The following is a 23,858-nucleotide window of genomic DNA, read 5'->3' on the forward strand; positions in this document are numbered from 1 at the left end:
GCGCCATTGATGCCGCATCGTGCCGCGATATCATCAGACCTCCCCAGGAAGATAACGGTTGCCGTTGTCTTCCTGGGGAGGCACCAAGCGCAGCGCGGTAGTGAACTACCCGCCAGCCTTAAGGGTTGACGTAGCCGTCTTAATCGCGGATTGAACAGCATATCGCGAGGTGATACCTTACGGTTTTATGTTTTGTTTATCCGTTCTGTCCATCGCTGGAGGTCTGTATGTCAATGTACGATCCCCCTCATCCAGGCGAAGCAGTACGCTTGGATGTATTGCCTGAAATTGGATTGAGCATTACCGCACTGGCGGAGCATCTGGGCTATTCCCGTAGCCATTTTTCCGCAGTGCTTAATGGTCGGGCGGCTATCAGTGCAGATCTGGCCCATCGTCTGGAACTGGCTGGCCTGGGTCGAGCACGTCAGTATCTGGCTGAGCAGGTTGCGCATGATCTATGGCAGACAAAACAGCGCACACATCCACCCATCAGGCGATTGTCTATACGAACTTTCAATGTCGCCGGTAGTAATTCGTAGCAAAGGGAATTGTGAAATCTAATGACTTTTTTTGAGCTTGAACCTCCTGATATTTCAAATCTTAGTGATGCTGATCTAAGAGAAATGGTCGCTAGATTGTGTGAAGCTGAATTGATTCGCCAAGAAATTCAGCCATCTTGTGTTTTGTGGGGTGGTGCGCAGGAGGCTGCTGACGGCGGCCTCGATATTCGAGTTACCGATGCAATTCCTTTATCAAATCCAGGCTTTGTAAGCCGTGAGAATACTGGTTTTCAAGTAAAGAAAAACGGTATGAGTAAGGCTGCCTGCAAAAAGGAAATGCTTGATAAAGGAAAGTTAAAAACTGTTATAGGTGATTTGATAGATAAAAAAGGTGCTTATGTAATTGTTAGTGGCAAAGATGATTGTTCGGACAAAATGCTATCTGAACGTCTTCTTGGTATGAAATCTGCCGTCGAAGGCTTATCAAATAGTGAAGATATTCTCCTTGATTTTTATGGTAGAGATCGGCTTAGCGCATGGTTGAGACAATTTCCTGGTGTTACCCTGTGGGTTCGCTCTAGGCTGGGAAAGCCTCTATCAGGATGGCTACCTTTTGGCAGATGGACTGCTACTCCACCTGATAAAGAAGATGAGTTTTTACTGGACGAGCACCCTTGCGTAATCGATATAAATTCTCACCAAAAAAGCCCTATAGCTATTGCTGATGGAATTATGCTTGTGCGTGAAAGATTACGTGGAGATGGTTCGGTGGTCCGACTAACTGGTCTATCAGGAGTTGGAAAAACACGATTTGCTCAAGCACTTTTTGAACAAGGTGTATGCGAAAAATCTCTACCGGAAGCAAATGTAATATATGCAGATCTTGGTGATGATTTATACCCAACGGCATCTGAACTTGTTTCCTACTTAATAGCTAACGATTTTTCAAGCTATGTAGTTCTGGATAATTGCCCACCAGATATTCATAGGAAGCTGCAAAACCAAGTATCGTCAAATCAAGCTAAGTTGAGCCTTCTTACCATCGAATATGACATCTCGGATGATCGACCAGAAGAAACAGAAGTAATACATATTGAACCATCAAGTGAGGAAACCGTTTCTAAACTCATTCAAAAAAGATTTTCTTCTCTTGGGCGGGTCAATGCAGACAAAGTTGCAGAATTTTCCGGTGGGAATGCGCGTATTGCTATTGCATTGGCAAGCCGAGTGGGGGCAGACGAGACTTTAGCAAATTTTTCTGATGAAGATTTATTTCAGAGGTTGTTCAATCAAAGAAAAGGGAAAACTGAAAGTTTACTTGAAAGTGCAGAGGTTTTATCTTTGGTTTACTCGTTTAATGTCTCTCCAAAGGCGTTCAACGATGAATTGAGTGTTCTCTCTAAAATTGGCGGATTGGATCGTCAAAAGTTAAATCGTAATCATGCCGAGTTGTTACGGAGGCAATTATCGCAGCAACGAGGAAATTGGCGGGCAGTTCTGCCACATGCTTTAGCTAATCGTCTCGCACGAAGAGCCCTTCAGAATATCCACCCTGACCAAATTAATACTGAGTTGTTAAAAGTAGATAATTTACGATTATTCAGGTCATGTGCCCATCGACTAGGTTATCTACATGATTTTGAACCCGCGCGGTATCTTGCTCGTTCGTGGATGAAAACCGGTGGACCATTTCATAATATTTCATTGTGTGGTGCTGAGTTACTTACAGCTCTAAGCTATATCGCACCAGTATTTCCAGATGCAGTATTAACCGCTATAGAGGATGCATCAGAAACCCCAGAATTTTGCTCTCGAAACAATCAAAACTTCTCTGTTTTTATAAGACTACTTAGAAAAATCGCATATGAAGACCAGTACTTTGACCGTGCTGCTGAGCTAATTCTTCGCTTTGCGGAGACAGAAAAATCTGGTGAGAATAACAATAGCATCGCTAGGCAATTGGCGAGTCTTTTTTCATTGTATCTCTCTGGTACACAGGCTAAACCATCGCGAAGGTATTCATTTGTGAGTAGAATACTAAATTCCGGTAACTTAAGGCAGCTTGAGATTGCACGGGACATTTTTTGTTCTGCGTTTGAGGCTTCTCACTGGACCTCATTTGGAGGCTTTGATTTTGGCGCCCGTAGTAGGGACTATGGATGGGAGCCAAAGACAAATAAAGAGGAATTAGACTGGTACGTAGGTTTTATTAAGCTGTTAGTACCACTTTTAGATTCGAACAATGAGTTACGTAGTGAGTGGGCAAAAGAGATACTGGCAAACCACTTTGTTAGCTTATGGAGCTATGCAGGTTGCTTTGACATCCTTGAAAAGGTCGTGCGCAAATACGGTACTGGCGGTAAGTGGCTAAATATGTGGATGGCCATTAAGCGGACAATCCATTACAACGGAGATAAACATACCCCTAAAATATTTACAAGGCTTGAAACGCTTGAGCGTTTAGCTGCGCCGGCTGACCCCTATTCCGAAATTGAGGCATATGCTCTAACTAACACATGGGATCATCTAGAGGTTAGAGACGGGGACTACACAAAAAGCTCAGAAGAAATTTATCAAAAGATAGAAAAATTAGGTGAACTTGCGATATCTGAATATAAATACCTTGAAAGATTGGCACCAAGACTATGGGACAAGCACATTGATTCGCCTTGGGCATTTGGTAAAGGGTTAGCTAAAGGCTCATTAGATCAAAAATCAGCATTTGATTCTCTTGTCTGTCTGATGCAAAAGCAAAAGCTAGAAGTAGTTCAACCAGGCCTCTTTTGCGGCTTTATTGCTGGCGTTCATATATGTAATCCTAGCTTATCTCGAAAACTCCAAGAGTCTGTATTAGATGTACCAGAGCTAAAACCATATTTTGTAAATATTCTGACTGCAACTCCGATAGCCCCTTGGGGTACAAAAAAGCTTATTGAACTAGCCAGGGCTGGTGAACTCGAGCCACGGAGGTTTCTACAGATAAGTTCTGGCCGGATGCATGAGTCTATTACTGATGATGATTTATCAAAATTGCTTTCCGCACTTAACAATTTAGACAATGGAATATTTTCAACCATTGAAATATTGAGCATGCGGTTCTTTACTGAAAATGGGAGCAAGTACAGTCCTAGCGCTGAATTACGTCATGTTGGAAGACAAGCTATTTTTAAAATGCTTTCATTGCACAGAGATGAAATTAGAGGTCGGCAGTCTCATGGAATGAACCTCGTTATTAAAGAGTGTTTATCAGAACCAGCAACGGAGAATGAAATACGCGAAATAATTAACTTACTTTGCGGCGGAATTGAGACGTATCGCTTATATGGTTTCGAACTGGAAAATATTATAGCTCATCTAGTAGAAAATTATCCAGAATACATTTTAGATAGAGTATTTCTAGATAGTGAGAGTAGTGAGCAACTCATGCACTTTCTTTTCAAAGATAGGGCGAACCGAAGTAGCTCACCATTAAACTTATCACCTATCGAGCGTGTGCTAAATTGGTGTAATGGAAATCAAGATAGAATTCAGAAAGTAACTGGTGCTGTATCGGCATATACGTCTTTAGACAAAGAATTACAGCCGCTAGAAAATCCAAAGCAAATAGCTCTCAGCCAACATGCCATATTACTTTTAAATGCTGCAGAAAACAAAGCCGCTATAGTTGAGACTATTTTCTCCAGATCTTTTCCTAGCAGCTGGTCAGAATCGCTTGCCGATATTCTTGAGGCTCGGTCGCAGGCATTCTCAGAACTACTGAATCATGACTCTCCTGAGGTGCGAGAGATTGCAAAGGCCAAACTTTCTCTTTTAAATAGGTCAATTAGAGAAAATAGAGAGCGTGAAACGGAGGAGTACAACCGGCGGGAGCAAAGATTTGAGTAATCATTCAGTATGGGTTTTGGCTTCGTCTAATCTAAGTTCTAAAAACCTCTACTTCCCGCCGCTGCAGCCGGAGCATACCGGGCGCAGCGGCCACTTCCATTTGGCATAATACAAATTCTACACCTTATACTCTTCAATCCACCGATCCACCATATCGGCCCAATCCTGCAAAAGCTGCTTTCTTTGCTCGGCGTATTCAGCCTTGTTATACACCGCCCTCACCCCTCGCTGTTCATGAGCCAAGGCTTTTTCAATCCAATCCGAGTTATAACCGGCTTCATGCAAGTGCGTGGATGCTGTGCGCCGCATATCATGGATAGTGAAATCAGCCAGCGGCAAGCCCTGTTTCTGAGCTAGCACAATCGCATGGTTCGCCGCACGGTTAAGGGAACTCAACGCTATTGTTCCGTGCTGAGATTGCCCGAAACTCGGCATAACAAACGGAGAACCATCAGCCAGAATATGCAGTTGCATAAGCAGATCCAGGGCTTGGTGGGACAGATAAACGACATGCGGACGCCCTGCTCCATGGCGGCTGGCTTTCATTCTTTCGGCTGGAATCACCCATTCTGCCGTAACAAAATCTATTTCATCCCAAGTAGCGTTGACAATGGAATTCTTTCTGATCATGGTCAGCATGACTATCTTGAGCGCCACCTTCAGCGCATGGGACGTTTGAGCATTTTTCAGCGTATTAAAGAACAGGCCAATTTCTCTTTTGGATAAGGCCCTGTCTCTGGGCTTGAACGTTGCAATGGTCGAAGGGGCCACATGTTCCGCTGGATTTTCGCATTTAACGCCCCTGGCTTTCGCGTAGGTAAATACGTTGCCCACAATATCGCGTGTCTTGACGGCAGACGCTGAAGCTCCCCTATCCTTGATCTTCTCACAGTGGTTACGCAGCATATCCGGGGTGATTTCACTCAGCAGCTTTTTGCTGAATTTGGGTCTGACATCGCGCTTGATGATGCCCTCTACGATATTGCGCGTACTATCCTTGTAGTCTGCGTCCTGAAACCAGCGTTCAAGCCAGTCACCGAAATAGGTCGATTTTGTCTGCTCTTTCTGCCGTTGCTTTTCAGCCGCAGGAGATAGCCCTTGAGCGATGAGCTTCTTTGCCTCGCGTAATCTTTCCCGTGCATCTGATAGCGTTATCTGATCATACCTACCGAGTGCGAGGGTTTCACGCCTGCCATTTATGCTGTAGTCGTAACGAAACGACACGGTTCCAGAAGGTAACACGGCAACATACAGCCCATCACGATCAACCACTTTGTAAAGCCGATCTTTTGCTTTCAGCACTTTTAATTTGCTATCCGTCAGCATCATCGCCTCCTCACGCTTGTGTGAAATACCGTCAGCCTAAACGGTATTTTTTCCAATCTACCACAAATAATGAAAAGCGATACCGTTAAAAATCACGGTATCAGAGAGCGGATTTCAGTGGATTTTGATGGCTTATAAAAAACAAAAAAGCCAGTCAATCATTTGATTTAACTGGCTTTTAAAGACATTAACAGTCTTCAGTGGAAGCTAAAAACTTATTCCCACTCAATCGTCGCCGGTGGTTTACCCGAAATATCATAAACCACACGAGAAATACCATTCACTTCATTGATGATGCGGTTAGAAACCCGACCAAGGAAGTCATACGGTAAGTGCGCCCAGTGAGCGGTCATAAAGTCGATGGTTTCTACCGCACGCAGCGAAACAACCCAGTCATACTTACGACCATCACCCATTACACCAACAGAGCGAACTGGTAAGAACACGGTGAATGCCTGACTGACTTTATTATACAAATCAGCTTTATGCAGCTCTTCAATAAAGATGGCATCAGCACGACGCAGCAAATCACAATATTCTTTCTTCACTTCGCCCAGAACACGAACCCCTAAGCCTGGGCCCGGGAATGGATGGCGGTACAGCATGTCGTACGGTAAGCCCAGCTCTAAGCCAATCTTACGCACTTCATCTTTAAACAGCTCTTTCAGCGGCTCAACCAGCCCCATCTTCATCTCTTCCGGTAAACCGCCCACATTGTGGTGAGACTTAATCACATGCGCTTTACCCGTCGCAGAAGCGGCAGATTCAATCACGTCAGGATAGATGGTGCCTTGTGCCAGCCACTTCACATTAGTTTGTTTTGATGCTTCTTCATCAAACACTTCCACAAACACGCGGCCAATGACTTTACGCTTCGCTTCCGGATCGTTAATACCGGCCAGCGCGCTCAGGAAACGCTGTTCCGCAGGCACATGGACAATGTTCAGGCCAAAGCGATCGCCAAACATATCCATCACTTGCTCTGCTTCATTCAGACGCAGCAGTCCGTTATCCACAAATACGCAGGTCAAACGCTTGCCAATGGCACGATGCAACAGCATAGCGGTTACTGATGAGTCAACGCCACCGGACAGGCCGAGGATAACCTCATCTTCACCCACTTGCTGGCGAATGCGCTCGATAGCATCATCAATAATAGATGCAGGAGTCCACAGGCCTTCACAGCCACAGATATCCAGCACAAAACGCTTTAACAGGCTTAGTCCCTGATTGGTGTGAGTCACCTCTGGATGGAACTGCAGACCGTAAAAATGTTTTTCTTCATTTGCCATAATGGCAAACGGACAGGTATCAGTGCTGGCAACAGCGGTAAAACCTGCAGGAATAGCGGTAACTTTATCGCCATGGCTCATCCACACGTCTAACTGTGGTTTGCCATCTGCTGACAGCGTGTCGCGGATATCACGGACAAATTCGCTATCATTAATGATATCAACCTTGGCATAACCAAATTCACGCTCGTCAGAGCCCTGAACTTTGCCACCCAACTGCATTGCCATGGTTTGCATACCATAACAGATACCCAGAACAGGAATACCGGCGTTAAATACATATTCCGGTGCGCGTGGGCTTCCGGCTTCAGTAGTACTTTCCGGACTGCCGGACAGGATAATGCCGGTTGGATTGAATTCACGAATTTGCGCTTCGCTGACGTCCCATGCCCAGAGTTCGCAATAAACGCCGATTTCACGGACGCGACGGGCAATTAACTGAGTGTACTGAGAACCAAAATCCAGAATCAGAATGCGTTGCTGATGAATGTTTTTTGACATGTATCGCTTTCCAAAAACGGTAATGTGAGGCCTGATAGCAGACCGGACAAGAAGAAATTGCCCGGTATTATAGCGTTGTTGGCAAGGAGAATACGAGAGGTGAATGTGGATAACTCACACTCCCGCTTCAATTTATTAGCATTCAGAAGAAATCTGAATTAACCCATACGGTAGTTTGGTGACTCTTTAGTAATGGTCACATCATGTACGTGGCTTTCCTGAATACCTGCACCAGTGATACGAACAAACTCCGCTTTAGTACGCAGTTCATCGATAGTGCCGCAGCCGGTCAGGCCCATACAAGAACGTAATCCACCCATTTGTTGGTGAATAATCACTTTCAACAGCCCCTTATACGCTACGCGACCTTCAATACCTTCCGGCACTAACTTGTCTGCCGCATTGTCGGTTTGGAAGTAACGGTCAGAAGAACCTTTAGACATCGCACCCAGCGATCCCATACCGCGATAAGATTTGAAAGAACGTCCCTGGTACAGTTCGATTTCCCCCGGAGACTCTTCAGTACCAGCTAACATTGAACCGACCATGACGCAGGAAGCACCAGCAGCAATAGCTTTAGCAATATCACCAGAGAAACGAATACCACCATCGGCGATCACTGGAATACCCAAGTGACCAACGGCTTCTACTGCATCAGCAATAGCAGTAATTTGTGGTACACCCACGCCGGTAACAATACGGGTAGTACAGATAGAGCCAGGGCCAATACCTACTTTCACCGCGTTAACTCCAGCCTGAGCCAGCGCCAGAGCACCTGCGGAAGTCGCCACGTTACCACCGATTATTTGTAAATCAGGATAAGCTGCGCGAGTTTCACGAATGCGTTGTAATACGCCTTCAGAATGACCGTGGGAGGAATCAATTAGCAGAACGTCAACGCCAGCCTCAACCAGTGCGGCTACACGCTCTTCATTACCGGCGCCAGCACCAACAGCAGCACCTACACGTAAACGGCCCAACTCATCTTTACAGGCGTTAGGTTTACGTTCGGCTTTCTGGAAATCTTTAACCGTAATCATACCGCGCAGATGGAATTTATCGTCAACCACCAGCGCTTTCTCTACGCGCTTTTCATGCATTTTCTGGAATACGGTTTCACGATCGGTAGCTTCGGTTTCATTAACGGTTACCAGACGCTCTTTTGGTGTCATCCATGCGCTAACCGGTTGGTTAAGATCGGTCACAAAACGCACGTCACGACCGGTGATAATACCTACCAGCTCATTATTTTGAGCTACCACAGGATAACCAGCAAAACCATTAATCAGCGCCAGTTCTTTAACTTCACGAACGGTAGTTTCCGGCGTTACAGTGATAGGGTCACTAACAATGCCGCTTTCATGTCTTTTCACCCGGCGAACTTCTTCCGCCTGGCGCTCAATTGACATATTTTTATGAATAAAACCGATGCCGCCTTCTTGTGCCAGAGCGATTGCCAGACTGGCTTCAGTAACGGTATCCATAGCGGCAGAAAGCATAGGAATGTTTAAACGAATTGTTGAGGTCAACATCGTTGATAATTCGGCAGTATTAGGTAATACCGTGGAGTGTGCAGGGACGAGCAGAACGTCGTCAAATGTCAGGGCTTCTTTAGCAATACGTAGCATGGGCAATATCTCACCGGGTTAGGGGTTTAGAAACAGATAAAATATTGCCGAGGAAGTATACAGAGATATATCCATCCACACCACACTTTTTTCAAAAAAAACTTGATTAGCGCGTATAGCTATGTAGTATCGACTAATTAAGTCGCCGTTATCGAGTTTGATCTCCGTCACATTATGTCACTACCTTCATCCCCTCCAATCTTTACCGTTAGCCGTTTAAATCAGACGGTTCGTCAGCTATTGGAAATGGAGATGGGCCAGATATGGCTATCCGCAGAGATTTCTAACTTCTCTCAACCCTCTTCTGGTCACTGGTATTTCACCCTAAAAGACGATAAGGCTCAGGTACGCTGCGCTATGTTTCGCACCGCGAACCGTAAAACCACCTTCCAGCCACAAAATGGTCAGCAGGTTTTAGTACGGGCATCGATAACCCTGTATGAACCGCGCGGAGATTATCAGCTGATTGCCGAAAGCATGCAGCCTGCCGGTGACGGTCTATTGCAGCAGCGATTTGAACAACTTAAACAGCGTTTGTCGGATGAAGGATTATTCAATCCGGCGCGTAAACGCCCTCTTCCTTCTCCGGCAACCTGCATTGGTATTATTACTTCGGCCACTGGTGCGGCTCTGCACGATATGTTGCAGATCCTTCAGCGACGCGATCCTTCCCTGCCGGTAATCATTTACCCAACCATGGTGCAGGGTAGCGAAGCCACATTGCAAATTGCCAGAACCATTGAACTGGCTAATCAACGTAATGAATGTGATGTATTGATTGTTGGACGCGGCGGAGGTTCTCTGGAAGACCTCTGGTGCTTTAACGAAGAGCTGGTTGCCCGAGCTATTTTTAACAGCCAGATTCCTGTTGTCAGTGCAGTCGGTCATGAAACAGATGTCACTATTGCAGACTTTGTTGCTGACTTGCGAGCGCCTACGCCATCTGCGGCGGCAGAACTTATCAGCCGTAATCAGCCTGAATTAATCCGTCGTTTACAGTCGCAGCAACAGCGTCTGGAAATGGCAATGGATTATTATCTGACTCATTTGCGTCAGCGCCTTACCCGTCAGGACAGTCGCCTGCAACAGCAACATCCACAGTTAAGATTATCCCGCCAACAAACGGCATTATTGAAACTGCAAAATCGGCTGGAAGAGGGAATGCAAACCCGCCTGCGCCTGGCAAGCCGCCAGACAGAACGTTTACAACAGCGTTTGTTACACACTCAGCCGCAGGTTAAAGTTCATCGTTGCCAGCAACAACTGCAACAGTATCAATATCAGTTACAGCAGGCGCTGGAACGACAGCTTAATGCCGCGCGTCAGCGTTTTAGCGTTGGTTATTCACAGTTGGAAGCAGTAAGCCCACTGGCAACCCTGGCCAGAGGTTATAGTGTGACAACCACTGCCGAGGGGAAAACACTGAAAAAACTAAAACAAATACAAACTGGCGATACGCTGAAAACTCGCTTGAGCGATGGCTGGATTGAAAGCCAGGTCAGCGGTATTCATTCTGCCAATAATAAATCTTAATTCTGGAAAATTTCACTATCCAACAGTAGCCATGAGAATCTTCATAACAGGCTAGCTGTTTTAATCCCTCCATCCCCCATGAATAGACCTCGGTATTATACATTCCACATAATTACATTATGTTACTATTATTAATTCACCTATTTGAGCTGATTAATGAGATATAGATAGCGCCCCAAAATTGGTGGTCAGTAATTCACAATATATGGAGATATGAAATGAAAAAGCTATTTATCGTTATGATTCTCGGAATGGCATCAACATCCGTTATCGCTGCCTCAACACAAAAAACCACTAACTATAGCTGCGATGATGGCGGTTATTCATTTGAACTTACCCGCATAAACTCTAATAAAGTTAAGATTGTAGACGGTGCGGGCAATACTGCTACATTAAAAGCGCAAGAATCGGCTTCTGGCGAAAAATACGTAAGCAACCAGTATACCCTTTCGTTAAAAGGAGATATGGGTATGTTGGTATATAAAGATAAAAGCAATAAAAAGTCATATCCTCATAATGACTGTAAATTACAATAATATCTCTGTCATAAAAATGGGCGTTAAATCGCCCATTTTTATGCGGTCAAACTAATATATTAAAATTGAACAGTGGGTTAATACCCGAATATTCACCTATTTTTCTTCAACATACTTCAACGTAATCCGCTTCTTCGATATCAAACCATGACCATGCTGGCAGAAATAATCTACCGCACCGCAGGCCTGCATCTTTTCCAATGGTTTATTGCAGTCGGGGCAAAGGGCTATCTGCTGATAAGCCTTATGATAGCCTTCACAATAGAAAGTATTACCTTGTTTCCAGAGCATGGCACGATGACAGTGGGGACAGAGCGCATCCATCAGGATTCCTCGCTAAACCAGACCGCTCCCTCTTAACAACAATAAACCAAGAGCGGTGGTGAAAAATGATGTCAGAGTCGTCAGCGCAATGATGTTAGCCGCTAAGGTAGGATTTCCCCCCATCGCCCGCGCCATAACATAACTGGCTGCTGCTGTCGGTGTCGCCGACAGTAAAAATATAACTCCTAACGGTGCACCACGGAAGCCGTATAACCATCCGCCTAAAAACAGCAGTAATGGCACTACAAGAACCCGGGCAACACAGGAGAGCATCGCGACATTCGATGAACGAAACATGGCGCGAAAATCCAGACTGGCACCAGTACATAACAGTGCCAGTGGTAACGCGATACCAGAGATATAGTTACCGGTCTTAGTTAATACATCAGGAATATGAATAGAAAAAACAGAGAAGGGTAATGCCAGCAAAATACCGATGATCAACGGGTTAGTGACTACGCCGCGAATAATACTGGTGAAACTTGGCCTGCCATTAGGACCGGTTGATAAACTGCGGGCAAGGGTAATTACAGATAAAACGTTATACAAAATCACAGTGACAACAATATAGAATGATGCGACAGAAACGCCTTCACTACCAAACGCCATTGAGGCATATGCAACACCTAATATTGCCGCATTTCCGCGAAAGCCCCCCTGAACAAAGATCCCTCTTTCTCTGCGATCTTTAACTAAGTAAGGCGCAGCCAATTCCAATAACAAAAAGCTACCAAGCGTTCCGATAGCGGCATGCATCATCATCGGTAAATGACTTTGAAAATCTTCATGATTTCCGGCAATACTGAAGAACAACAGGCAAGGCAGAGCGATATTGAATACCACTCTGCTGGCGGTATCGCAAAAATGATCGTCAATCAGGCGCAGATGCCGTAAGAAAACCCCAAGCAGCATCATTAATAAGGTAGGAACCGTTACGCTAAAAGCGAAACTCCATGTTTCCCATGACATCATTTTTGTTTATTCCTTTAAACAATTTAGCAGAGCCTAAAATTTATAAAATATTGTTATTCTATAAGGCTAAAACCACAGTCTCACCATTCTATCCTGCAAAATAAATAAGTAAACACCACACATTTGAGTAAATTTTCATATAAAAGCCCTAAAGCCATATTATCATTATGAAACTATAACAATTGAAAAAATTTACCCGGCAAGAAAATAAGTTTGTCCCGATCGCAAAATTGATCTGCGCTAAATGGCCACTGTTGAGTATAATAATTGCTCGGACGTCAGCGTTTACGGGCTTACCCTCCTCCTCAGCCCTTGCGTGATACAACACTTCAAATATGAAACCTGACGATAAAACTGATGATAAGGAATATCTTTCTATGGAGAACCACACTCCCAATAGCTCTACCTTTTCGGGCAATTACTACAGGAAGCATGCCTGATGAATGAGCCTTTGTTACTACTTACTATTATCCTGTTTGTTGCTGCGGTTACTGTTACGCTATCAAAAAAGATCGGATTAGGTTCCATTCTGGGCCTGTTGATCACGGGTGTGATTATCGGTCCTCATACGCCGGGTCAGGTTATTCATAAGGAACATGTTGATGGAATTTTGCATGTTTCTGAATTTGGTATTGTTCTGCTGCTATTTATCATCGGCCTGGAAATGCAACCTAAGCGCCTTTGGTCAATGCGAAGAGTCGTTTTTGGCTTAGGCTCGCTGCAAATATTACTTTCTGGTATCGCTATTGGTGCCTATTTCTATTTGCTTGGCAATTCAGCCAATGCGGCCATCATTATTGGCCTGACGCTGGCGCTCTCTTCTACCGCATTCGTGATTCAAATATTGCAGGAGCATAATGAGTTCTCCAGCGAACACGGACGTATTGGTTTTGCCATTCTGCTAATGCAGGATTTAGCCATTGTTCCATTACTGGCGCTGGTTCCATTACTTTCCGATAAGATTGCGGTACTGCCAGATGATTCCCCTATGTGGATGCAGACCATTTCAGTTATTGGCGCGCTACTGCTGGTTATTATATTTGGTCGCTATGTGGTGCCCTGGTTATTGAACCGGATGGCGCGTAAAGGCTATCGCGAGAGTTTCTCGCTGTTTGTGATGTTTGCCGTGGTGTTAGCTGCTTATGTGATGGAACACTTCGGTTTATCCATGGCACTGGGCGCATTTATTATGGGTATGATGCTGTCTACCTCTAAATATGGCTTCCAAATTCACGCCAGCGTTGAATCAGCTAAAAGCCTGCTGATGAGTATCTTCTTTATTTCAGTAGGTATGTCTATCGACTTTATGACACTGGCACAAACTCCGGTGCTGTTTGTCAGTAATGTGGCCGTTGTCCTGCTGATTAAAATTGTTGTTCTGTTTTTCCTGTCGCTACTGTTTGGCACCTCCAAAGAAGCCGCAACTAAAGTTGCTTTCCTGCTCTGTCAGGGCGGTGAATTCGGCTTTGTATTATTTGGTGTCGCTAAAGCCTTTGGTGTAATTGATGATACAACCTTTATCATGGGTATCGGCGTCATCTCGGTAAGTATGGCGTTTACACCAAGCCTGTATGCTTTTGGCTGTCGCCTGACCAGAAGAGGCGTACTGTCTGAGATTGACCAGACTCTGACACCGGATGAAACGGCTAATAACGCACGAGTAGTCGTTGCAGGTTACGGTGATACCGGTCATGTACTGGCTCAAATGCTGCAGGATTCCTCCATTCCTCATATTGTGATCGAGAAGAATCCGGAAGTGGTGAAGAAAGCCCAAAAAGCCGGTATTCCTGCCTATTTCGGTGATATCACTGACCCAAAACTGCTTAACGTGATTGGTGTTGAACAAGCGCAAATGGTAATTGTCTCTATCGACCATAACGCCAGTGCACTTAAAGCGGTATCAACGCTGCGTTCACTTTATCCTATGCTAAAAATATTAGCCCGGGTGCTGGACAAAGATTTAAAGGACCAACTGCTGGAAGCCGGTGCCAACTGGGTTGTTATTGAAACTCTGGAAAGCAGTCTGCACATTGGTGCCGAAGCGCTGAAAGTTCTGGGTGTGGCAGATGAGGAAGTATCCGAACTGGTCGATTCTCTGCGTAAAGATGAGATGATGGCTCCGGTAGAGGAACCTGAAAATGACGATACTGAAGCAGAATCAAATACGGTAAGTGAACCTATCGTTACCGATACTGACTTTGAACTCCCGTCTGATGACGATGATAAAACTCTGGAACCACATCAGCGGCCAGAAGCCGGTTGATAAAAGAAATTCTCTGAAGCCAGAGATCTCATCTCCACTGGAGATAGTTTAGAGCTGACAAACAAAAGGGGCGCATATAGCGCCCCTTTTACTTTTCCGAATACTTACTTACCACGACTCTTAATATGCTGCATCAAACGACGACGTTTACGCTGCTGAGTTGGCGTCAGTTTATTACGACGGCCCGCAAACGGGTTATCACCTTCTTTAAACTGAATACGAATTGGTGTTCCCATTACTTCCAGCGAACGGCGGAAATAGTTCATCAGATAGCGTTTGTAGGAGTCCGGCAGGTCTTTCACTTGATTACCATGGATAACCACAATTGGTGGGTTATATCCCCCGGCATGGGCATATTTCAGCTTCACACGACGACCGCTGACCAAAGGTGGCTGATGGTCATCCTGCGCCATTTGCATAATCCGCGTCAGTAACGAGGTACTTACTCTGCGGGTTGCACAGCGATAGGCTTCCTGTACTGATTCAAACAAATTACCCACACCACTACCGTGCAGAGCAGAGATAAAATGAACCCGGGCAAAATCAACGAAACCCAAGCGCAGATCCAATGTCTCTTTAACCTGCTCTTTGATTTCCTGCGATAAACCATCCCATTTATTTACCGCGATAACCAGTGAGCGCCCACTATTGATGATGAATCCCAACAGGGAAAGATCCTGATCGGAAATGCCTTCACGAGCATCGATCACCAGCAATACCACGTTTGCATCTTCGATGGCTTGTAGGGTTTTAATCACAGAGAACTTTTCTACCGTCTCTGTAACTTTTGCCCGTTTGCGCACACCTGCTGTATCAATCAGGATATATTCCCGCTCATCACGCGTCATCGGAATATAGATACTGTCACGGGTTGTTCCCGGCATGTCGTAAACCACGACGCGTTCTTCACCCAGAATACGGTTAGTTAGCGTTGACTTACCCACATTAGGACGACCAACAATCGCCAGTTTAATCGGTAAATTTTCCAGATAAGAGGAATCTTCTTCTTCCTCTCCTTCTGCGGCATCTTCATCAAACTCTTCATCCCAGATATCAGTACCGATATCTGCAAATTCATCATCCTGATTTTCTGATTCAGCAGACTCATCTTCTTCAACTACCGGGCCCAGCACCTGCTCAATCAGAGAGGTCACACCACGCCCATGAGAAGCAGCAATCGGGTAGACTTCCCCTAATCCCAGCGCATAAAAATCGCCTACCGCACTGTCAGGATCCAGACCATCGGTCTTATTCGCCACCAGGAAAGTCGCCTTTTCACGCATCCGAAGATGTTGAGCGATACCCTGATCCGCAGGCATAAGTCCTGCACGGGCATCCACCATAAATAAAACGACATCGGCTTCTTCAATCGCCAATAGCGACTGACCTGCCATATGGGTTTCAACGCCGTCTTCGGTTCCATCAATACCACCGGTATCGATGACGATAAATTCGTGGCCAGCAGATTCGGCCTTACCGTATTTCCGGTCACGGGTTAATCCCGGGAAATCAGCAACCAATGCATCACGAGTACGCGTTAAGCGGTTAAATAGCGTGGACTTACCCACGTTGGGACGCCCGACCAGCGCGATAACAGGGATCATTATTAAAGCCTCTTTCTTTTTAACTCTATGATTTTAAAATGGTTAATTAAAAAACATCACCATCTTTATAGAAGACGAAACGGCCCCTGATGTCAGGAGCCGTTTTTCAGCAGGCATAATTCAATAACATCATGCCTTTTGGATAATCATTAACTCAGCGGCTATAGGAGTAAACGCTACCGCCACGAGCCTGAATTACCAGTCGATCGCCTGCAACGATTGGCGAGGACAGGAATCCATCACTATCAACTTTATTCTGTGCGACGAACTGACCGGTGGAGCTGTCCATCCAGTGCAGATAACCTTCTGAGTCGCCGACCACAACATAACCATTAAACAATACTGGTGCAGTCAGTTGGCGATGCAACAGATCGTTCTGTGTCCACAGAATAGTTCCGCCATTCAGCGTCAGAGCAACCACTTTATCATCCTGGTCTACCAGAAAAACGCGACCGCTGTCGATAAAGAAATCATTAACTGAGCCCATATCGCGTTTCCAGATAATCTGGCCTGAGCGCAGGTCCATGGCAGTAAAGCTACCATTATAACCCTGAGCATAAACAACGTTGTCAACGATCACCGGGGTACTATCTACGTCAGCTAAGCGATCAATTTCCGTTGCGCCACTTGGCTGAGAAATGCGCTGTTGCCAAATTAACTGACCTTGATCTAACAGTACCGCATTCACACGACCGTTATCACCACCAACAACTGCTGCACCATGTGCAACAGCTGGCGCTGATTCGCCACGCAGAGAAAGCAGTGGCATTCCCAGGTTGGCGGTCCATTTAATGGTACCATCCGCTTCACTTAACGCCTGCAACATACCGTTAGTGGTATGAACCAGCACTAAACCATTACTCACTACCGGACGAGACAGTACTTCACCAGCAACCAGGGTTTTCCATGCCAGCGCGCCATCAGCAGTATTAAGGGCATAAACCATGGCATTTTCACTGCCAACATAAACATGCGCGCCCGCTGCCGTTACTCCACCAGATAACATTGGTGATTTTGCAGAAGAGAAGAAACCTGCGCTTTCAGTTACGTCAACTTTCCAAACCTGGCTACCGCTATCGGCATCCATTGCTTTAACCTGACCATTACGCGCTGCCGCATAAATGCGACCGTCCTGCCAGGATGGGCGCAAGTGAGAATAGTATTCACCAACGCCGTTCCCCACTGAAGTACTCCAGTGCTTATTCGGTGAAAATTGGTTACTCACCTGTGGCAGTGGTGACATTTTTACAGCATCATCATCGCCGCCAAACAGCGAACAACCACTCAGCATGGTTACAGACAGCAATCCTACGCAAAAAATTCTACGTAATTTCATTCAAATCCCCTTAGGCGGCCAGATTGTTCAGTTTAATGCGCAGTAGCTCTTTTAGTACCGGTGATGGATTATCTTCAAATGCTTGCGTATAGGCATCACGCGCGCCTTTTGTATCACCTTTAGCCACTAAAACATCACCACGAATTGCCTGAGCCTGTGCAAACCAACCACCTTTTTGTACTGCATCCAGCGTTTTCAGCGCATCATCAAACTGCTTCTCTTGCAGTTGAACACGCGCCAGACGCAGATTGATGGCTGGCAATAGATTATCGTCCTTGGTATGAGTCTGCGCCCACTGCAGTTGTTGCTTAGCTTTGGCAAAATCACCCTTCTCAACCAGATCCTGAGCCAGTTTCAGTGCACCGAAAACACCATAGGTGTTATCGTTAGCCTGAATAAATGCTTCTAAACCGGCCGTATTCTCGCTTTGCAACATCGCATTATCAAAGGAGACCGAAGCAGTTGTTAAGTTGGTATGCTGATGTGACTGCCAGTAACGCCAGCCAAACAGACCACCGATACCTAAAACGACACCCACTACGATAGCTTTTCCGTTTTCACGGAAAAAGTTACGCACCGCATCTAACTGCTCGTCTTCATTGTTATAGATTTCCACGGTGTCCCTCTTGATTAACCGATCAATGTTGCTAAATGCGCAGCAGCTTCAGCCTGCGCTACAGTTTGTTGTTCGCCATTACGCAGATCTTTTACTACTACCTGCCCGGCTGCTACTTCATTTTCACCCAGAACCAGAGCCACTTGAGCACCCCATTTATCGGCACGGGCAAACTGCTTTTTAAAGTTACCGCCGCCGTAGTTGGTCATCAGACGCAACTCAGGCGTTGTATCACGAATGGTTTCTGCCAGCTTCATGGCCGCAATTTGCGTACCTTCACCGGAAGAGATCAGATAAACATCCACTGCCCGCGCGGCTTTAAACTCGGGGTTAACCGCCTGCACTAACAGTACCAGACGTTCCAGCCCCATGGCAAAACCAACGCCAGGCGTTGCATGCCCACCCAGTTGCTCAACCAGACCATCATAACGACCACCGGCACAAACTGTACCCTGAGCACCCAAACTGGTGGTTACCCATTCAAATACCGTGCGGTTGTAATAGTCCAAGCCACGAACTAAGCGTGGATTAATTGTATAACCGATACCAACATTATCCAGAAATGCGCACAGCCCGGCAAAATGCTGTCTGGACTCTTCATCCAGATAATCCATCAATGTCGGAGCACCGTTTAACAGTGCCTGAACTCCTGCATTTTTGGAATCCAGTACCCGCAGCGGATTGGTATACATACGGCGTTTGCAGTCTTCATCCAGTTGGTCTTTATGCTGCTCCAGAAACGCGACTAACGCTTCTTTGTAATTGGCTCTGGCATCCAGTGAACCAATAGTGTTCAGCTCCAGAGTCACGTGCTCTGCAATGCCCAGTTCACGCCACCAACGTGCTGTTAACATAATCAGTTCAGCATCAACATCCGGCCCGGCAAGGCCAAATACTTCGGCGCCCATTTGGTGGAATTGACGATAGCGACCTTTCTGTGGACGTTCATGACGAAACATTGGACCTAAATACCACAGGCGTTGTTCCTGATTGTAGATAAGACCACGTTCAATACCAGCACGAACGCAACCAGCAGTCCCTTCCGGGCGCATAGTTAACGATGTTACCTCTTCACCATCACGCTCGCGATCGTTGAAGGTATACATCTCTTTCTCTACTACATCGGTAACTTCACCAATTGCACGCTTAAATAATGGGGTTTGTTCAAGAACCGGCGTGCGAATCTCACTATATCCATAAGATTCAACAACACGCTTAATAATGTCCTCAACTCGCTGCCATACTGCGGTGTCTTCTGGTAAATAGTCATTCATACCACGTACAGATTGAATTTTCTTTGACACGTCAATTCTCTATATTCTTAAAAATTTCGTTGATTATAGGAGGTATTCCCTCTCCACATCAATGCAAACAGGCGGTTATTACACAGTAACACCGCCCGATTAATCTGTCTTTTTACCAATCGCTACTCATATTGTCACGATTTCTCATTAATCCTGACTGATATCGATACGCTTGGATTTATCCAGCATACTGGCTCTGGCGCGGATCTTCGCTTCCAGTTGATCAATCATATTTTCGTTATCAAAGCGTTCTTTCTGGCGCTCACCATTTTCATAGTAACCGCTTTTATTATGACCGCCTGTCACGCCAATATCAGAGACCAAAGCCTCACCTGGCCCGTTAACCACGCAACCAATAATGGAAACATCCATCGGGGTAATAATATCTTCCAGACGCTGTTCCAGTGCGTTAACCGTACCGATAACATCAAATTCCTGACGGGAGCAGGTTGGGCAGGCAATAAAATTGATCCCTCTGGAGCGAATACGCAGCGCCTTCAGAATATCAAAACCAACTTTCACTTCTTCTACCGGGTCCGCCGCCAGTGAAATACGTAACGTATCACCAATGCCTTCTGCCAGTAACATACCTAAACCAATTGCTGACTTCACAGAACCGCTACGCGCTCCCCCTGCTTCAGTAATCCCTAAATGCAAAGGTTGCTCAATTTGTTTTGCCAGCAGGCGATAAGATTGCACCGCCAAAAAGACATCTGAAGCTTTAACGCTAACTTTAAAAGCATCAAAGTTCATACGGTCAAGAATTTCAACGTGACGCAAAGCTGACTCTACCAGCGCCTCAGGCGTTGGTTCACCATACTTTTCCTGAATGTCTTTTTCTAACGAACCGCCGTTAATACCAATACGGATAGGAATATTTTTGTCGCGAGCACAGTCAACAACGGCACGGATGCGGTCTTCACGTCCGATATTACCCGGGTTAATACGCAGGCAGTCAACACCATATTCAGCGACCTGCAGCGCAATACGGTAATCAAAATGAATATCTGCCACCAAAGGAACCGAAACGCGCTGCTTAATCAGCTTAAACGCTTCTGCGGCTTCCATGGTTGGTACAGAAACCCTGACGATATCTACACCGACCCGTTGTAGCGACTCAATTTGCTTTACCGTTGCCTCTACATCTGTAGTGCGGGTATTGGTCATTGACTGAACGGCAATGGGAGCTCCATCACCAATAGGTACATTACCTACATAAATACGTTTTGATTTACGACGAACAATCGGCGTTTCATTGTGCATTATAAGCTCTCCCCGAAAACTACCACGGCTGGTTAACCTAGTTGGTTATTCAGCCGCTAACGTCAGGCGAGCAGTACGACTTGAACTTTTATACGGGCTCATATCGACAGGTTTGCCTTTGTAACTAATTTCTACTCCAGCTGGCGCTCCCAGTTTAACCCGATAAGGGGCTTGTCCGGAAAGTGACAACTTACCATCTTTTCTCTGTAAACCGCTGTACAGGTTCTGCCCTCTGGCATCGATTACCTCTACCCAACAATCCTGAGTAAATGTCATATAGATATCATTAGTATCCTGTACCAGTTGAGCCGTTGTACCTGCGGCTGCTTCAGCTTCAGCAACCTGAGCTGCTACTGCTTCTTCCAGCGTTGGCGCCACATTTTGAGCAGGTTGAGTTGGAGACTGTGTCTGACCAACATTATTAGCTGCAGGCGCGTTGTTGGTAGAATCCGGGGTTACCGATGGCTGAGTCGTGATTGTATTAGAGGACGTGGTATCAGGCTGGTTATTTGACAATAAAATTTGGTTTTGTTCACCAGATGATGGCATTAACTCGCTTTGCTGTGCCTTATGATTCTCCCACCACCAGGCTCCAGTTAAACCAAGTACCACAAATAAAATCAACCAGGTAAACAAGGTTAACCAACGGTCAATCTTTTTACGCGGTTTACCTAACGTAAAACCTTTAATGCGGTTAGTTTCAACAATATTTTTTTCTACGTTACTTTTTGGCAGTAATGCAATTAACTCATCCTCTGGCACCTGAACCAGCTTGGCATAAGAACGGATATAACCTTTGATAAAGGTTGGCGCTAAATCTAACGGATTTAAGCCATCCTCCAGTTCCCTGACGGTACTCACCTTTAAACGCAGTTGCTCAGCCACCGAACGCTGGCTAAGGTTCAATGCTTTTCTGGCTTCGCTGAGTCGGTAACCGATTTCAGCCAGTGGTGTTTCTCTTTCTTGCGGTGTATCAGTATTCATGAGCTAAAAATAATTGATATTGTTTTGATTGTGAAAAACCTTGCGCCAGTTGCTTACCAAAACGTTTTATATCGTTTAAGCGATTATCTGACGCCGCAAATTGAATCTGTATCCATAAACTTTCAGCACTGACAGGTAGTAACTGTTGATAGAGGTTAATCAATGACTGAGCCTCTTCATGCTTGCCCTGCTGCCAGTAACGAGCTGCGGTATTTAATACTCGCACGCCCTTCTCTGGATTCTGCTTTAATGCCCGGCTTAATTTTTTGTCTGCTTCATCTGGTTGCCCGGCCTGCAATAAACAATAACCTGAATACTCAAGGCTATTAGAAACATCATCGAGACGCTCAGTGGCTGCTGCCAGCTCGAAATAACGTTGTGCTACATCATACTGCCCTAAACTACAGAGAAACGCACCGTAATTATTTAACACATCGCCATTCTCTGGTGCTAGCTGTAAGGCCAAATGATAACGGGAAGCCGCCTGTTCATTCTCTCCGATACCCTGCAGATATAGCCCCATACCCAGCTGTGTTCGATAATCGTCCGGAGCATAATTCACTGCCCGTTCAAGATTTTTTCGAGCAGCCGTTGTATCGCCCTGTGATAAATAGGCCATACCTAAGGTTAGTCGAATCTCTGCAGCCTGCCCCATATCGGCGGCACGTTCTTCTGTTCTCTGGCTGTTACAGCCAATCAATATTCCAGCCAATAACGGTATAGATAACAATATCTTCTGCATTGATTTTACAGTCCTTGTATCTACAACGCTCTATACTACAACAATAATTCACTTTCATATATTGTTGTAACGCATCATGTTTTAGAGCGTTTTAATTGAAATAGGTTCCCCATTCATTTTCTTTTTTAAAGTACGTTTGGTTCTGTCGATAACTTCGCCCGCCAATTGACCGCAAGCGGCATCAATATCGTCTCCACGGGTTTTACGCACAATGACAGTAAAACCATATTCCATCAGTACTTTAGAGAATCTGTCTATCCGGCTATTTGAGCTGCGGCCATAGGGAGCACCGGGGAATGGGTTCCACGGAATTAAGTTTATTTTCGAAGGAGTGTTTTTCAAACACTCAGCTAACTGATGGGCATGTTCTGTTCCATCATTGATGTGATCAAGCATCACGTATTCAACGGTAACTCGCCCCTGATTAGCGTTAGACTTATCCAGATAACGGCGAACCGCTGACAGGAAGCTCTCAATATTATATTTACGATTTATCGGCATGATTTCATCACGGATTTGATCGTTAGGTGCATGCAGTGAAATTGCCAACGCTACGTCGATCATCTCTCCCAACTTATCCAGTGCAGGAACCACACCCGATGTTGATAACGTTACCCGACGCTTGGACAGGCCAAAACCAAAGTCATCCAGCATGATTTCCATTGCCGGTACTACATTAGTTAGATTCAGTAAGGGCTCGCCCATACCCATCATCACTACGTTAGTAATTGGACGCTGTCCGGCAATCCGGGCTGGCCCGATCACTCTGGCGGCTCGCCAGACCTGACCGATAATTTCTGATACCCGCAAGTTGCGGTTAAAACCCTGCTGTCCGGTTGAACAAAACTTACACTCCAGAGCACAGCCAACCTGTGATGACACACACAGCGTTGCCCGATCGTCTTCCGGAATATATACCGCTTCAACCTGTTGATCGCCAACTGCCAGAGCCCATTTAATCGTGCCGTCAGATGAGCGCTGCTCCGTTACTATTTCCGGAGCCCGAATTTCTGCCACTTGCTGCAAGCGGGCGCGCAGAACTTTATTAATATCCGTCATCTGCTCAAAATCGTCATAACCGAACTGGTAAATCCACTTCATGATTTGATCGGCACGGAATGGTTTTTCACCTAATGAAGCAAAAAACTCACGCATTGCCTGTCGATTAAGATCTAATAAGTTAATTTTTTCTGACGGATTAGCTGATAAAACAACAGCGTCAGATGACGTTAATATCTGCTCGGACATG

At 45.6% G+C, this 23,858-nt stretch carries 18 protein-coding genes; 5 read left to right on the top strand and 13 right to left on the bottom strand.

All coding sequences use genetic code 11. From position 1 onward, the window contains the following. Positions 1-227 precede the first annotated feature (227 nt). Together GOL65_RS07780 and GOL65_RS07785 are read left to right on the top strand one after the other, a co-directional pair. The gene (locus GOL65_RS07780; protein ID WP_179038215.1) at positions 228-539 is read left to right on the top strand and encodes a HigA family addiction module antitoxin; all 312 of its coding nucleotides are present in this window, start codon (positions 228-230) and stop codon (positions 537-539) included. A gap of 21 nt (positions 540-560) precedes the next feature. After that, positions 561-4,385, top strand: coding sequence for a hypothetical protein (locus tag GOL65_RS07785; RefSeq protein ID WP_179038216.1), 3,825 nt, complete (start codon positions 561-563; stop codon positions 4,383-4,385). Between the two features lie 117 nt (positions 4,386-4,502). On the opposite strand, the gene GOL65_RS07790 is transcribed toward GOL65_RS07785, so the two are convergent. The 3 genes from GOL65_RS07790 to guaB form a co-directional block, all read right to left on the bottom strand. Beyond that, positions 4,503-5,711 carry a tyrosine-type recombinase/integrase gene (locus tag GOL65_RS07790; RefSeq protein WP_179038375.1) on the bottom strand — a complete coding sequence of 403 codons (1,209 nt, stop codon included), beginning with the start codon at positions 5,709-5,711 and terminating at the stop codon, positions 4,503-4,505. Positions 5,712-5,926: 215 nt separating this feature from the next. After that, complete coding sequence (guaA, locus tag GOL65_RS07795) at positions 5,927-7,504, bottom strand: glutamine-hydrolyzing GMP synthase (RefSeq protein ID WP_140920023.1); 1,578 nt, start codon at positions 7,502-7,504, stop codon at positions 5,927-5,929. A gap of 158 nt (positions 7,505-7,662) precedes the next feature. Further along, a complete protein-coding gene (gene guaB, locus GOL65_RS07800; RefSeq protein ID WP_140920024.1) occupies positions 7,663-9,132 on the bottom strand; it encodes an IMP dehydrogenase in 1,470 nt (489 codons plus the stop codon). 174 nt (positions 9,133-9,306) lie between these two features. On the opposite strand from guaB, the gene xseA reads away from it, so the two are divergent. Both xseA and GOL65_RS07810 read left to right on the top strand, forming a co-directional pair. Next, positions 9,307-10,665: an exodeoxyribonuclease VII large subunit gene (gene xseA, locus GOL65_RS07805; protein WP_140920025.1), complete on the top strand. Its 1,359-nt coding sequence runs from the start codon at positions 9,307-9,309 to the stop codon at positions 10,663-10,665. A 218-nt stretch (positions 10,666-10,883) separates the two neighbouring features. Further along, a complete protein-coding gene (locus tag GOL65_RS07810) occupies positions 10,884-11,201 on the top strand; it encodes an MliC family protein (RefSeq protein WP_140920026.1) in 318 nt (105 codons plus the stop codon). A 96-nt stretch (positions 11,202-11,297) separates the two neighbouring features. On the opposite strand, the gene GOL65_RS07815 is transcribed toward GOL65_RS07810, so the two are convergent. Together GOL65_RS07815 and GOL65_RS07820 are read right to left on the bottom strand one after the other, a co-directional pair. Further along, positions 11,298-11,525, bottom strand: coding sequence for a zinc ribbon domain-containing protein (locus GOL65_RS07815; protein ID WP_140920027.1), 228 nt, complete (start codon positions 11,523-11,525; stop codon positions 11,298-11,300). A gap of 12 nt (positions 11,526-11,537) precedes the next feature. Then, entirely contained in the window at positions 11,538-12,494 is a 957-nt protein-coding gene (locus GOL65_RS07820; protein ID WP_140920077.1) for an AEC family transporter, read from the bottom strand. Between the two features lie 442 nt (positions 12,495-12,936). Here GOL65_RS07820 and GOL65_RS07825 point away from each other — a divergent pair, with 442 nt between their 5' ends. Further along, positions 12,937-14,760 carry a monovalent cation:proton antiporter-2 (CPA2) family protein gene (locus GOL65_RS07825; protein WP_140920028.1) on the top strand — a complete coding sequence of 608 codons (1,824 nt, stop codon included), beginning with the start codon at positions 12,937-12,939 and terminating at the stop codon, positions 14,758-14,760. 104 nt (positions 14,761-14,864) lie between these two features. On the opposite strand, the gene der is transcribed toward GOL65_RS07825, so the two are convergent. From der to GOL65_RS07865, 8 genes are all read right to left on the bottom strand, one after another. Beyond that, a complete protein-coding gene (der, locus tag GOL65_RS07830; protein WP_140920029.1) occupies positions 14,865-16,364 on the bottom strand; it encodes a ribosome biogenesis GTPase Der in 1,500 nt (499 codons plus the stop codon). Between the two features lie 154 nt (positions 16,365-16,518). Continuing rightward, positions 16,519-17,700 carry an outer membrane protein assembly factor BamB gene (gene bamB / locus GOL65_RS07835; RefSeq protein WP_140920030.1) on the bottom strand — a complete coding sequence of 394 codons (1,182 nt, stop codon included), beginning with the start codon at positions 17,698-17,700 and terminating at the stop codon, positions 16,519-16,521. Between the two features lie 10 nt (positions 17,701-17,710). Then, entirely contained in the window at positions 17,711-18,316 is a 606-nt protein-coding gene (locus tag GOL65_RS07840) for a YfgM family protein (RefSeq protein ID WP_140920031.1), read from the bottom strand. A gap of 14 nt (positions 18,317-18,330) precedes the next feature. Continuing rightward, the gene (gene hisS / locus GOL65_RS07845) at positions 18,331-19,620 is read right to left on the bottom strand and encodes a histidine--tRNA ligase (RefSeq protein WP_140920032.1); all 1,290 of its coding nucleotides are present in this window, start codon (positions 19,618-19,620) and stop codon (positions 18,331-18,333) included. Between the two features lie 147 nt (positions 19,621-19,767). Next, complete coding sequence (gene ispG, locus GOL65_RS07850) at positions 19,768-20,883, bottom strand: flavodoxin-dependent (E)-4-hydroxy-3-methylbut-2-enyl-diphosphate synthase (RefSeq protein WP_140920033.1); 1,116 nt, start codon at positions 20,881-20,883, stop codon at positions 19,768-19,770. 45 nt (positions 20,884-20,928) lie between these two features. Continuing rightward, on the bottom strand, positions 20,929-21,867 hold the full coding sequence (gene rodZ, locus GOL65_RS07855; RefSeq protein WP_140920034.1) for a cytoskeleton protein RodZ: 939 nt from the start codon (positions 21,865-21,867) through the stop codon (positions 20,929-20,931). Then, entirely contained in the window at positions 21,857-22,609 is a 753-nt protein-coding gene (gene pilW / locus GOL65_RS07860; RefSeq protein ID WP_140920035.1) for a type IV pilus biogenesis/stability protein PilW, read from the bottom strand. The genes rodZ and pilW overlap by 11 nt, the downstream gene beginning before the upstream one ends. Positions 22,610-22,690: 81 nt before the next feature. Beyond that, positions 22,691-23,857: a bifunctional tRNA (adenosine(37)-C2)-methyltransferase TrmG/ribosomal RNA large subunit methyltransferase RlmN gene (locus GOL65_RS07865; RefSeq protein ID WP_140920036.1), complete on the bottom strand. Its 1,167-nt coding sequence runs from the start codon at positions 23,855-23,857 to the stop codon at positions 22,691-22,693. Position 23,858 lies beyond the last annotated feature (1 nt).

Source organism: Limnobaculum xujianqingii, from assembly GCF_013394855.1.
Classification (GTDB): Bacteria; Pseudomonadota; Gammaproteobacteria; order Enterobacterales; family Enterobacteriaceae; genus Limnobaculum; species Limnobaculum xujianqingii.